The sequence below is a fragment of the Methylophilus sp. QUAN genome (assembly GCF_015354445.1).
In the GTDB taxonomy this organism is placed as follows: Bacteria; Pseudomonadota; Gammaproteobacteria; order Burkholderiales; family Methylophilaceae; genus Methylophilus.
Genome location: NZ_JADKYT010000002.1, coordinates 293490 through 307043 on the forward strand (window position 1 = coordinate 293490; position 13554 = coordinate 307043).

The following is a 13554-nucleotide window of genomic DNA, read 5'->3' on the forward strand; positions in this document are numbered from 1 at the left end:
GTGCCCGCTTTTTTATTAAGCCGCAAGCGGCTCGGCCGTTGGGCCTTGATAAACAGTGAGATGCGGGAATGGAATTTCAATCTGTTGTGCATCGAATGCGTTTTTAATCCGTTTTAAATATTCACGCTTGATCGCCCATTGTTCCAAAGGTCGCACCTTCATGCGGCAGCGGATAATCACTGCAGATTCTGCCAGATTGTCGACCCCGGCAATATCCAGCTTATCCAGTACTTTGTCCTGCAATTGCGTATCCTGCAGAATGCTGGCGCCGACCTCGTGCATGATCTGCATGACCTTGGCGATATTTTCGTCGTAGCCGACGCGGATATCCATCACGGCATAGGCAAAATCGCGTGAGCGGTTGGTGACGGTAGTGATCTGGCCATTGGGCACATAATGCACATTGCCTTCGTAATCACGCATCTTGATATAACGTAGTGTAATTTCCTCCACCAGGCCTGATTTATTGGCAATCTCAACCACATCATCTTTACGGATCTGGTTTTCCAGCAGCAGGAAAAAGCCATTGAAGTAATCCTTGACCAGGCTTTGTGCGCCAAAGCCGACCGCCAAGCCGACAACGCCTGCGGCCGCCAGTACGGGCGCGATGGAGATACCTAATTCATGCAGTATTTCGACAATGGTAATGGCCATGATCACGGTGGTAACGATGTAACGCAGCACCATGCTCAGCGTATTCATGCGCTTAATCTCTTCAGTATTGTCAGCACTGCGTGCGTTCAATTGGTCCCTGAGTTTGACAATCAGTTGTTTGCTTAGGCGGTTGAGAAAGTAGGCGATGCCGACAATGACAAAAATACGGAGCAGGGTTTTAACCAGTGCCAGCATTTCAGTCGGATTTTCGATGCCCAAATAAGTAAGCCAAGACATTGTGTTTTATATTCCTTTCAAGTGATTTAAGTCGATAACCAGTAAGCGGTTAAGGGTGGGATGGTGATGCTGTCTGTATCGGTAGGCAGTGTTTGACCACTATATAACTCAGTCAAGACCGGGGTTTTAAACAAGCCTTTTTGCCTAAATGCCTGCAAAGGCGCAGTTTGGGGTGCCGTATCAAAATTGGCAATGACCACGACTTTGGGATGCATGCCAGTTTGCACATAACGATGAAAAGCGAATAAATGTGGATTATCAAGCGCGATTAGTTCGCGGTTATTTAAATCGGCAAAAGCGGAAATTTCCTTGCGGATAGCAATCAGTTGCTTGATTTGACTGAACAGCCGCTGTTGCACGCTGCCTGGTTCATTTTTCAGTGCTAGCACCTCCCAATCCAGTGTTGGCCGGTGTACCCAGCGGTTATCGTGCATTTTGTTTTCATCTTGCAGATAACTGTCATTATTCAAGGTGCCGACGGCGTCGCCATAGTAAAGCAGCGGAATGCCGCCAAACGACATGATCAGGTTATGCAGCAAGACGATCGTGAGGACAGCGTTGTCTATCGCAGGCTGATCCTGGTTGGCGAGGGCAGTTTCCAGTCCGGCCAGTGAAGCGAGCGCACCAGAGATTCTGGCATCCCCCGTTTTTTTATTCACGCCAAAGGCAAAGCCACGCGCATTGGATTCAGGGTAATGGCCGGTGTAATAGTCGACCAGGAAGCGGCGGTGGGAGACGGGCTCGAATCCGGCGGCAATAATGGCCTGGTCGCTAAAACCGAGGCCGATGTCGTCATGGCAGCGTACGTAATTGAGCCAGGTCGCACGGTCCAGTTTCTCCGGCAGGTCTTCCACGCCTTTGGTTAGTAGCACGGTCTGCTTGGTGGCAACCGCATCCCACAGCAGTGCCATCAAGGTGGCGTTATAGGCGATTTCGCATTCTTTGGCATTAATGGCGTCCTCGCCAAAATATTTGATAATTTCTATCGGTGCCACAATCGCTTCGGCAATGAAAATCACGCCGGGGGCAGTGACCTGGCAACAGTCCTTGAGCAATTGCAGAATCAGGTGTGCTTCGCGTTCATTCTGGCAGCTACTGCCTATTTTCTTCCATAAAAAAGCCACGGCATCCAGGCGCAGAATATCCACACCTTTATTGGCCCAGAATAAAATGATGTCTACCATTTCAACCAGGACCGCCGGGTTGCTGTAGTTGAGGTCCCATTGATATTGGTTGAACACCGTCATCACCCATTTACCGGTGTCTGGGTTCCAGGTAAAACTGCCCGGCGCATTTTCGGGAAATACTTCTGGCATGGCGGCCTCGAACATATCCGGGATCGTACGGTCAGGGTACATATAGTAGTAGTCCTGATACTGCTGATCGCCAAGCTTGGCCTGTTTGGCCCAGGCGTGTTCATCCGAGGTGTGGTTGACCACCACATCCAGCGTCAGCAGCATCTCAGATTGTTGCATGGCGGCGATTAACTGTTCCAGGTCTGCCATGCTGCCGTTACGCGCATCGACCTGCCTGAAGTCACGCACAGCATAGCCGCCATCATTCTGTAACTCAGGGCAGTCACAAATCGGCAAAATATGCAGCAGGTTAATGCCTAGTTCTTGCAGGTAAGGCAATTTTTCACGCATATTGGCCAGGTTGCCAGCAAAGCCCTGGCAATACATGGCCATGCCTACCCACTTTTGCTGCATGAACCAGTCATGGTTCTTTTCGCGTTCGAGATCCTTGGCTCTCAGGTGTGCGGCCCGTTGTGCGTATTGCTGCGTCAGCAAGGTCACCAGCTTGCCCAGCTGTGCTTTAAAGTCTTCGCGTTGGCCATACAAGTGTTGAAACAGGGAGTGTATGGCATAAAAATTGGCGCCAAGCCGGGTATAGAAATGCTGCCAATCTTCGCCTTTGGGTTGCTTGCATTGCGTCAGGATGTCGTTCAGCAAAGAATGCGAAATTTGCTCATACATAATTAAGCTTCCTCAGAGATGGCTTCTTGATTTTTGCTGCGGTTCACACCGAATTTATAGTGTTGCATGCCTTCTAAAATGCCATGTGCATATTGCGCCTGGGCAAAGTAAATACGTGGTACTCCTTTGAGGTGGGTGAGGTCTTCACTGTAATTGCCAACCACTACTGCCATGGTATCGCCCACCAGCATTTCAATGTCGTTGCCAGAATCGCCAGAGACCAGGAAACTGGCCAATGGTAACCCCCATTTATAGGACAGGTAGCGGATGGCGTGTCCCTTGGAGGCGCGTATGGGTAGCAGGTCAAGAAACTCACCGTGCGAGTAGATGATCTGTGCATGCAAACCGTGGGCATGTAAATGTTGGCTGATTTTTTCTACTGCGGGCATGGTTTGTGGGTCCACCAGGTAAGAGATTTTGAATTCCCGCTGGTTGTCAGCCGTCTGCAGACGTATCCCCGCAATCTCTTGCATGGCCTTGACCACATCGTCGCGCCGCCATAAGTGGCGGATATGGTTGGCCCAGCCAATATCCGGAATACGGCGTACGCCATAGTGGATTTCTGAGCCGACCGAAGTGATCAGCACATCAGGAATCGGAATGCGGTTTTTGCGCAATATATCGATCGCACTCTCCAGCGGGCGGCCGGTAGCAATGCCAAAAATGGTGTAGCCGACATTGTCGATCAGCCATTGCACCAACGCTTCCTGCCCGTCACGCTGGCCGAGCAAGGTATTATCGATATCGGTGATAAATGCATGCTGCGCGAGGGGGATCACTGATTTGCCACTATGCAACGCGACCTGCTGTTTGCGTAGGTTTTTACGTTGCTTGCGCAATAGAGAGCGGACCTCCTTGACGTATTTGTTGACGTGACCCGCCCAGGTATAGTGGCGCTTGACGTTTAATACCCCGCTCTTGGCCCATTTGCGCCAGCGTGGCCTGTCGGAGAGTGCAGACAATAGCGCTTCGGCGATGGCATCGCTATTGAGCGTATCTACCAGCAAGCCGTGATGGCAATTAGCCAGGATGTCACGCGGGCCACCATCATCTGGCGCAATCACTGGCAAGCCACAGGCGGCGGCTTCCAGCAGCGTCAGCCCAAATGGCTCAGTAAAAGCAGCATTGATAAACACACCGCGGCTTTTGGCCGCCAGTCGGTAAAGCTCAGGCACTTCTTCTTGTGCATGGCTTTTGGGGATCGCCACTTTGCCCCACAGGTCATAGGTATCAATATCCAGCAGTAATTCATTGAGCACTGCTGCCTGTGACTTTTCAAGGTCACGGATATTCTCCCGGCTACCTGCGACCAGCACCAGGTTGGCACGCTTTTGCAGGGCAGGGTGATTGCCATAAGCGGCCACCAGGCCTTGGATGTTTTTACGCATTTCCGGTCGGCAGATACATAGAATCATCGGCTTTTTAGGGTTTTCTAAAAAGCGCGCGATGCTTTGTTCTACACTATCTGCAATCGGCCGCCGACCTGGCGGTGAAAAGCGTGAGGTATCGGTGCCTGGCGGAATGATCCTGAATTTTTTAGCATCTGGTTGCGCATACATGCCATATTGCAGTTCCACTTCCTGCCGTGTGCTGGTCACGATCATGGAAGCATGCTGGATTAGCGCTTCCTCTTCGGCAATGCGTCGCGAAAAGTTAAACTGCTTTTCAATATTGGTGGCTTTGCGGCCACTGGAGAGCAGTTTTTCCTGCTTGGGTTTACCCAGAGAATGCCCGGTGTGGATAAGCGGAATACCTAGCAACATTGAGAGCTGACGGCCGACGTATCCGGCATCAGCATAATGCGAGTGAATCACGTCCGGCAAGCGACCTTGCTGGCGTAAATAATGCAGGCAGCGATCCACCATCTGGTCCAGGTGCGGCCACAAGGTTTCCTTGCGCATATAGCGTTTGGGGCCACACGGAAATCGGATAATGCGTGCGTTGTGGCTGAGTTTTTCTTCCGCCTGCGCATAGTTGGCAGCCACGTCTGGATCTTCAATCAGGCGCGTCATTAAATCTACCTTGCCCACTGCTGGATGTTCAGCCAGTGCTTTGGCTAAGTCCAGCACATAGGTGCACTGGCCGCCGGTATCGGCATCCACACCTAATTCAAGCTGTTCGCCACGAATCAGGCCGTGTACGCTAATCAATAACACATATAACTGATCTGATGGTTCGGATGTATTTAAACGCATGGCTCCTCCACTCAGTCATGAGCGTGGTTGAGCAATCGTAAAAACGCAGGCCTGTATTGCAACCACAATTCATGAAATGGCATGCATGGAAAACATTTTAGTTCCCATATGATTGAAAGATGCTGTTCGCATCAGCGTGTTCCGTGACGGAAATATGCGGGATATCGGGCCTGTAAATACCCCTGTTTTAACTACAGGTTATTAAATTGACATCAATGCAAAAGGGAAAGTTTCAAATTTTTCATTAACAAGCAGGCAATAAAAAAGCCCTGTGAGGTCCACAGGGCTTGATTGTGTTACCGGGCTGCAATCAACAGGATTGTCCGGTGGCAAAGAAAACACCACCGGCAATATGGTGCACCGTGCGCAATTCATCGTGGCCATCAAAGTGCCAGCGGCCATCCGAAAACACACGTTCGTCGGCATGCGCTGCCACGACTTCGGCAATAAATAAATCGTAAGTGTTCTGGTTGTGTGGCTCCGGGATGATTTTGCATTCCAGCCATCCCTCACAGCCTTCTACTAATGGTGCACTGATTTTGTGTGCAGCAAATGTTGCTATGCCGTATTCAGCAAACTTGTCTGTGCCAGGCAAATCGCGGCCACTGATCGCACCTACTTGTTTCACCATCTCAATCTGTTGCACACAGGGCAGGTTAATGGCAAACGTACCTTCTGCCTCCATCAACTCACGCGTATAGGTATTACGATCAATCACTACCGTGACTTTTGCCGGGTTAAAGTCCAGGGCACACACCCAGGCCGCCGCCATGATATTGCGCTGGTCAGCATGGGCAGAGGTAATCAGGGTGGTCGGGCCGTGATTGAGCAGTCGAAAGGCTTTTGCGAGGTCTACTGATTGCATCACAATGCTTATTTCTGCCAGTTATCTTTCAATGTCACCGTTCTGTTAAATACCGGTTTGCCAGCCACGCTATCTTTACGGTCTGCTACAAAATAGCCATGGCGCTCAAACTGGTAAATGTCGCCTGCTTGCGCGTCTTGCGCACCTTGTTCCAATTGTGCAGTAATCGTTGTGACTGAGTTTGGGTTGATATCATCCAAGAAGTCTCTGTCGCCGCTACCTGGGTGGGCGTCTTTAAACAGGCGGTCATACAGGCGGATTTCGGCGGTGTAAGCATGTGCAGCGCTCACCCAGTGAATATTGCCTTTGACCTTGACGCTGTCTGAGCCTGGTGTGCCGGATTTGGTGTCTGGCAGGTATTCGCAATGCACGGTGGTGACGTTGCCAGCGGCGTCTTTTTCACAGCCAAGGCATTTGACGACATAGCCGTAGCGCAGGCGCACCATATTGCCAGGGAACAGGCGGAAGTAACCTTTGCTGGGTTCTTCCATAAAGTCTTCACGCTCAATCCACAACTCTTTCGACAGTTTAACCACGCGCTTACCTAAGTCCGGTTTTTGCGGATGGTTAGGTGCGTAGCAATCCTCGTCTTGACCTTCCGGGTAGTTATCAATGACCAGTTTGATCGGGTCGAGCACGCCGATTTTGCGTGGTGCGGATTCGTTGAGCACTTCGCGCATGCAGTCTTCAAGGATGCTGTAATCAATCCAGGAGTCAGCCTTGGAAACACCGATGCGATCCGTAAACAGCTTGAACCCTTCTGGTGTATAGCCACGGCGGCGCGCGCCCGCTAACGTTGGCAGGCGAGGGTCATCCCAGCCACTCACATGTTTTTCTTCCACTAATTGAATCAGTTTACGTTTGGAGAGCACGACATAAGTTAAGTTCAGGCGCGCAAACTCATATTGATAAGGTACCGGGTTTGCCAGCAAGCCAGCTTCAACCAGTCTTGCCATCAGCCAGTCGTAGAACGGGCGCTGGTCTTCAAACTCCAGCGTACAGATGGAGTGTGTAATTTGCTCCAGCGCATCTTCAATCGGGTGGGCGAAGGTGTACATCGGGTAAATGCACCATTGGTCACCAGTATTGTGGTGATGCGCACGGCGGATGCGGTAAATGGCCGGGTCGCGCATATTGATATTAGGTGACGCCATGTCAATTTTGGCGCGCAACAACATGCTGCCATCAGCGTGCTTGCCATCCCGCATTTCACGGAAAATACGCAGGTTGTCTTCAACACTGCGGTTGCGGAAAGGCGAGTCCTTGCCAGGCTCGGTCAATGTGCCGCGGTTGATACGCACTTCATCGGCTGTTTGCTCGTCAACATACGCATGGCCATGCTGGATCAGTGCTTCTGCTGCCTGGTACATGACATCGAAATAGTCAGAAGCGAAGTACAGGTTGTTTTCTTTAGCGCCGCTAGGCGTGCTGTTATCCCAGCCAAAGCCCAGCCATTGCACCATGTCAGAGATGCTGTCTACATACTCCTGGCTTTCCTTCTCAGGATTGGTATCGTCAAAACGCAAGTGGCAGACGCCGTTGTAATCACGCGCCAGGCCAAAGTTTAAAAAGATCGATTTGGCGTGACCAATATGCAGGTAACCGTTAGGCTCGGGCGGAAAACGTGTGCGGATTTTGGCAAAATCTACCTGGCCGCTGGCCTGATGTTTTGCATCACCGGGCGAGCCCGCCCATTTTTTGCTCGCATATTTGTTTTCTGCGAGGTCTTTATCAATCACGGCACGGATAAAGTTGGAGGCGGCTGGAATCGGTTCTTTTTCTGTCGACATGGCGGTTCTTGAGGTTTCTAAAGTATGTCTATTTTACACGCTTCATGCTGCGCCCCAAAACGCTTAATGCGCAGTATTTCAAGCCTTGATTGACCAGTGGCGCCAAGCGGGTATGCTACACTGCGGGCTATGATTAAAGCCCTTGATGCACTTAAAACAGTCATTCGATGAACAAACTGGCATTCCCGATATTGGCCGTGCTGGCCGATGGCAAGTTTCACTCTGGTGAAGCGCTGGCGCAACGCTTTGGCGTGACGCGGGCGACGGTTTATAACGCCATTCAATCTGTAGAAGCGTTGGGGATTACCGTATTCTCCGTGCGCGGACGTGGTTATCGACTGCCCAAGGCTGTGACTTTGCTGGATGTGGATGCCATTGTGCAGGCTTGCGGTGAATATGCCTCTTGGTTTCATGTGCAAGTGCTGGCGCAGGTGGATTCGACCAACCGCTACCTCATGCAGGAAAGTGCGCGGGGAATTGCGCATGGCACTTGCGTCGCTGCTCATATCCAGACTGCGGGACGCGGGCGCCGTGGCCGGAGCTGGTTGTCACAGTTGGGGGGTAGCCTGACTTTTTCGCTGTTGTGGCGCTTTCAGTGTGGAGCTGCAGGTTTGTCTGGCCTCAGCCTGGTAGTTGGCCTGGCGCTGGTGCGTGCCTTGCACTCCCTGGGCCTGGCGGAGATACAGTTAAAGTGGCCAAATGATTTGCTGGTACAGCATCAAGGACAATGGCACAAGTTGGGCGGGATTTTGATCGAGCTGCAAGGCGATATGGAAGGGCCGAGTGCTGCCGTGATTGGTATTGGGCTGAACCTCGAGATCGCATCTGAGATGCGGCAAAATATTGATCAGCCGGTATTAGGCCTGAATGCCTTGTCTGCACAGGCCTTGGACCCGAATGTCTTACTCGGCCGCTGCCTCAGCCAGCTTGCCATTCACTTAAATCAGTTTGCCGAACAAGGCTTTGCCTATTTTCAACACGAGTGGACAGCCGTGCATGCGTTTCACCATCAGCCGGTCAATTTGTTGCTGGCCAATGGCCAGACGGTTCCTGGCCAGGTGCTGGGTGTGGCCGAAGAGGGTAGTTTGCTGGTCGAGACTGCGGCTGGCCAGCAGCGGTTTAATGCAGGTGAAATCAGCGTGCGGAGTGCTGCATGAAATTATTGATTGATGCAGGCAACACACGCATCAAATGGGCATGGTGGCCGCAGGATTCATTGCATGCATCTACAGCGTGGCAGGTGCATGCTTTAGATTATCAACAGTGGCTACACGGTGATGCTGAGGCAGCGCGATTATTGCAGGCGATCGCGCAGGCAGAGCAGGTTTGGTTAAGCAATGTGGCTGGTAGTGGCTGGATGCAGGCATTGCCTGACCTTGACGATAAATTACAACTGGTGCAATCCGCAGCGACTGCGTTAGAGGTGAAAAATAGCTATAAGCAACCATCGCAGCTGGGGAGTGACCGCTGGTGCAGTGTGCTTGCTGCTTGGCGGCAATTTGGTCAGTCAGCGCTGGTAGTCACTGCCGGCACGGCGTTGACCATAGATGCCCTCATGGTGAGCAAGGCTGGGGCCAGGTTTGCTGGTGGCACCATACAACCGGGTTTGCATTTGATGTGGCAGAGTTTGCAACAAGGTGCGGCGCAACTGGACTATGCATACCCACTTGAGCAGGCTGCGCTACCAGGTTTTGCGCAAGACAGCCAGCAGGCTATGTGGCTGGGCTGTGTGCAGGCACTTGCCGCTTCAGTGGCGGCGCAGTTTGAGCGAATGTTGGCAATGGTCGACGCAACGCCGTTATTGATACTCACTGGCGGTGATGCACAGTTATTGCATAGATATTTGCCGGACACATTGTCAGCGCAGGCGATTATTGTGGATAATCTGGTTTTAAAGGGGTTGGCCTGCCTGGCTGAGAATACAGACGAATGAAAAGCGCACAACAATGAAAAGACTATTCTGGGTATTGCTGTTAGCCAACGTGGCCGTGTTTGCTTATTTCAAGCATGACGCATCGTTGTCCGCAGTTAGCAGCCTTAAACCTGAGCTACATCCCGAACAAATAAAATTACTCAATGCGCAGGCGCTGGCGTCTTATCCTAAGCGCACTGTGGCAGTCGTCGCACTTACGCCCGAGCCTGTTTCAGCGCCTGAGGCGGCTAGCAACTCATCTGCCATGACACCTAATGTGTCTAAAACAGAAGTTGTAGCTCCGGAAAATAAGGCCCCTGAAAACAAGACCAGTGACGTAAAGCCGGTTGAACCTAAGCCTACTGAAAAAACAGCTGCGGAGAAAGCACCTGCAGCTAAGCCAGCCGAAACACATGCAGCAGTCCAGACCGCGTGTTACGAGTGGAGTGGTTTTAATATGGCGCGGGTGACTGAAGCCGCCAGTTTGGCGCAGCAAATTAACATAAAAACGCAAACCAATATGACCAGCACCGGCCAGGAGAGTGTGCGCTACTGGATTTATAAACCGCCCCTGGCGACGGCCGAAGCCGCGCAGACCAAGGCAGATGAATTGCGCAAACTGGGCGTTGAAGACTTTTTTATTGTGCAGGATGATCCCAAGTGGCGTAACGCGATTTCGTTTGGCGTATTCCGTGACGAAAAACTGGCAGATAAGCTCATGGCCGACTTGAAAAACAAAGGCGTGAAGTTACTGATCAAGGCGACACGCAATGGCGGGCAGGCGGTCATCAAACTACAGCAAGTGTCACCACAACAATTCGCCAGCTTGCAAAAATCCCGCTCACATTTCCCGGATACGGTGCTCAAAGAAATCTCCTGTCAGTGATGCATTCCCCCACTTTTGCAGAGCTCCTAACGGGCTATTGATCTTTACTTGTCGGGCTGTTAAAGTCCCACAACATAATTTATGTTATGTTAATTTTATATCAATATAATTTAAAGGGAGTGGGGTATGTTAAAAAACTTATTAGTTGCTGCAGCAATGTTGGTTTCGACCCATGCAGGGGCTGTTACTTATACCTATGTAGGATCATTTGATACAAATGGCGGCGGTTCAGCGCCACATTGGACAACTAATCCAGAGGTTTACTCAGGTTTGGATGCCGCAGCGTTGCTGTTTGGTGGTACTGCTTCAGACTATGTGATTTCTACCAATGCTTCTTTAGATGCCAGCACCATTACCTTTACTGCCTGGTACGATGGTTGGGGTGATCATGCGGGTAAAGAGTTTGCCCAGAATTACAAACTAGATTCAACAGGTCTGGGTTATAACGGTTGTGAAAGCGCTGGTACGGACTGTTTCTTCTCTGCTTATTCAGCTTATGTCACTGATGGCTTCAATGCAACTAACTATGTGTGGCGAGTTGGGGCCGTACCTGAGCCAGAAAGCATTGCTTTAATGTCTATGGGCTTGGCAACGTTAGTTGTCGCACGCGGCCGTCGTCGTCAAAAGTAATTTGAGTAGAATAACTAACCTTGGTTGTTATTAGACTTAACAAAAAGCCCGCATTTAGCGGGCTTTTTGTTGTACTGCGCAATCTCAAACTTAACGCTTTTTCGGCGGCAACATATCGGTAATGGTGCCTTCTTTAAGCTCTGCGGCAAAGCAAACAGTTTCAGACAGCGTAGGGTGGGCGTGAATGGTCAGGCCCAGGTCATGCGCGTCTGCGCCCATTTCAATCGCCAGCACAGCTTCAGCCAGCAATTCACCGGCGTTGATGCCGACAATGCCAGCGCCAATGACACGATGCGTGTCTTTATCAAAAATCAGCTTGGTGGCACCTTCGGTGCGGGCAATCGATAATGCGCGGCCGCTGGCTGCCCACGGGAAGCTGGCTTTCTCGATCTCTATGCCTTTGGCCTTGGCTTCTGTTTCGGTTAAGCCCACCCAGGCGATTTCAGGATCGGTGTAAGCAACAGAAGGAATCACGTTGGCGACAAACTCAACTTTATGACCAGCAATAACTTCAGCAGCTACTTTGGCTTCATGGGTTGCTTTGTGTGCCAGCATGGGTTGGCCGACAATGTCACCGATGGCAAAAATATTCGGCACATTGGTACGCATTTGTTTGTCGACTGCAATAAAGCCACGGTCATCCACAATCACACCTGCATTCTCTGCACCTATGTTTTTACCGTTCGGACGGCGGCCAATGGACACCAAGACGCGGTCGTATTTCTGTGTTTCTTTCGGCGCGTTAGCACCTTCAAAATCGACGTAAATGCCATCAGCCTTGGCTTCCAGCTTGGATACTTTGGTTGAAACCAAGATGCTTTCAAAGCGTTTTTCCATACGCTTTTGCAAGGGGCGGATCAGGTCGCGGTCTGCCCCTGGAATCAGGCCATCCATAAATTCGACGACGCTGACTTTGGTGCCCAGCGCATCATATACCGTACCCATTTCCAGGCCGATAATGCCGCCACCAATGACCAGCATACGTTTCGGAATATCAGCCAATGCGAGTGCGCCTGTCGAGTCCATAATGCGCTCGTCTTCTGGCGCGCCAGGGAATTTAGTCGCTTGTGAACCGGCTGCGATAATCGCGTTTTCAAAGCCAACCAGGGTGACTTTACCGTCAGCCGCAGTCACGGCAATCTGGTTAGGGCTAGTGAACTTGCCGACCCCACTCACGACAGTGACGCCACGCGCTTTGGCCATTTGTGCCAAGCCACCGGTCAGCTTGCCGACCACGTCGTTGGCTTTCCAGCTGCGCAGTTTGTCGAGGTCGATATTCGGTTTTCCGAAACTGAGGCCGTGATGCTCGGTTTCTTCGGCTTCGGTAATGACTTTGGCTGTATGCAACAGCGCTTTGGACGGGATGCAACCCACGTTCAGGCAAACACCGCCCAGGGTTGGATAACGCTCAACCAGCACGACTTTCAAGCCTAAATCTGCGGCACGGAAGGCTGCGGTATAGCCGCCAGGGCCTGAGCCTAGCACCATGACCTGACAGCTTACGTCATTATTGCCTGTTGCAGCTGCTGGCGCCGGGGCTGTTGGTGCGGTTGTTTGGGCTGTCGGGGCAGTGGCTTCAACAGCAGCGGCAGGGTTGGACTCAGCCGTCGCGGCCTGGGCACTTTCTACCACTAAAATCAGGCTGCCTTTGGCGACCTTGTCACCAACTGAAACCTTGAGCTCTTTAACGACACCTGCATGTGAGGAGGGGATGTCCATCGAGGCTTTATCAGATTCTACCGTGATCAGAGAATCCTCTTTGGCGATGGTGTCACCCACGGCCACCAGCACTTCGATGACATCGACGCTGTCAAAATTGCCGATATCCGGCACCAATATTTCAACCATTTGACTCATGAAAACCTTATATTCCGATTAGTTTTGCTATTTTATCACCAAAAGAACAAGATCACTTTGGGGCTGTCTATACAGACTAATGTCTGCTAGTCGCGCTGCTCGCAGGGTGTGTGGCTGGCACTGGTCTCATTGTGCAGGTTTCATGACCGTAGTTGCCGCCTGTGTCATCTGGTTCGTAATAATCGTTTTTGAAGGTCCAGCCATTTTTGCCGACCTTGGTGAATTGGCCCATGCCAGTGGAGAACTCGGCATATTTGGCATCAGACAGTTTAAATGTCATGGCCAGTTGCTTGCCACGTGTAATGGCTTGACCTGTGTAGCTTTGCTTGTTTTCCGTGTGTGTTGCCAGGTCGTATACAGACACTTGAGACGTGCTGTTGCGTCGATTTTTTTTCAAATAAATGGTCACTTCATAGTCACCGACGGTGACGTTGTTGCCTTTGCAGAGGTATTCACCGCTGTAGTCCAGGCTGGCAACAGGCGCAGCAAATGCCGGCACGGAAAAGGATGAGAGCAACACGAGTGTGGTCAAGCAGGATTTAACGTTCATAT

11 protein-coding genes are annotated in these 13554 nt (G+C 51.3%); 4 read left to right on the top strand and 7 right to left on the bottom strand.

The features are described from left to right. Positions 1-15: 15 nt before the first annotated feature. The 5 genes from INP79_RS10000 to INP79_RS10020 form a co-directional block, all read right to left on the bottom strand. Positions 16-891: a mechanosensitive ion channel family protein gene (locus INP79_RS10000; RefSeq protein ID WP_194754142.1), complete on the bottom strand. Its 876-nt coding sequence runs from the start codon at positions 889-891 to the stop codon at positions 16-18. A gap of 26 nt (positions 892-917) precedes the next feature. Next, positions 918-2867, bottom strand: coding sequence for an alpha-amylase family protein (locus INP79_RS10005; RefSeq protein ID WP_194754143.1), 1950 nt, complete (start codon positions 2865-2867; stop codon positions 918-920). Positions 2868-2869: 2 nt separating this feature from the next. Next, complete coding sequence (locus INP79_RS10010; protein WP_194754144.1) at positions 2870-5062, bottom strand: HAD-IIB family hydrolase; 2193 nt, start codon at positions 5060-5062, stop codon at positions 2870-2872. A 310-nt stretch (positions 5063-5372) separates the two neighbouring features. Continuing rightward, entirely contained in the window at positions 5373-5927 is a 555-nt protein-coding gene (locus tag INP79_RS10015; protein ID WP_194754145.1) for a flavin reductase family protein, read from the bottom strand. Between the two features lie 8 nt (positions 5928-5935). Next, positions 5936-7717, bottom strand: coding sequence for a glutamine--tRNA ligase/YqeY domain fusion protein (locus INP79_RS10020; protein WP_194754146.1), 1782 nt, complete (start codon positions 7715-7717; stop codon positions 5936-5938). A gap of 167 nt (positions 7718-7884) precedes the next feature. Between INP79_RS10020 and INP79_RS10025 the strand changes: the two genes are divergently transcribed. The 4 genes from INP79_RS10025 (at position 7885) to INP79_RS10040 (ending at position 11145) form a co-directional block, all read left to right on the top strand. Beyond that, the gene (locus INP79_RS10025; protein ID WP_194754147.1) at positions 7885-8874 is read left to right on the top strand and encodes a biotin--[acetyl-CoA-carboxylase] ligase; all 990 of its coding nucleotides are present in this window, start codon (positions 7885-7887) and stop codon (positions 8872-8874) included. Beyond that, positions 8871-9650, top strand: coding sequence for a type III pantothenate kinase (locus INP79_RS10030; RefSeq protein WP_194754148.1), 780 nt, complete (start codon positions 8871-8873; stop codon positions 9648-9650). Before INP79_RS10025 ends, INP79_RS10030 begins: the two co-directional genes overlap by 4 nt. A 13-nt stretch (positions 9651-9663) precedes the next feature. Then, positions 9664-10515: an SPOR domain-containing protein gene (locus INP79_RS10035; protein ID WP_194754149.1), complete on the top strand. Its 852-nt coding sequence runs from the start codon at positions 9664-9666 to the stop codon at positions 10513-10515. A gap of 126 nt (positions 10516-10641) precedes the next feature. Continuing rightward, positions 10642-11145 carry a PEP-CTERM sorting domain-containing protein gene (locus tag INP79_RS10040; protein ID WP_194754150.1) on the top strand — a complete coding sequence of 168 codons (504 nt, stop codon included), beginning with the start codon at positions 10642-10644 and terminating at the stop codon, positions 11143-11145. A 90-nt stretch (positions 11146-11235) separates the two neighbouring features. On the opposite strand, the gene lpdA is transcribed toward INP79_RS10040, so the two are convergent. Next, positions 11236-13002, bottom strand: a complete 1767-nt coding sequence (lpdA, locus tag INP79_RS10045; RefSeq protein WP_194754151.1) for a dihydrolipoyl dehydrogenase — start codon at positions 13000-13002, stop codon at positions 11236-11238. 76 nt (positions 13003-13078) lie between these two features. Further along, positions 13079-13552 carry a hypothetical protein gene (locus INP79_RS10050; RefSeq protein ID WP_194754152.1) on the bottom strand — a complete coding sequence of 158 codons (474 nt, stop codon included), beginning with the start codon at positions 13550-13552 and terminating at the stop codon, positions 13079-13081. Positions 13553-13554 lie beyond the last annotated feature (2 nt).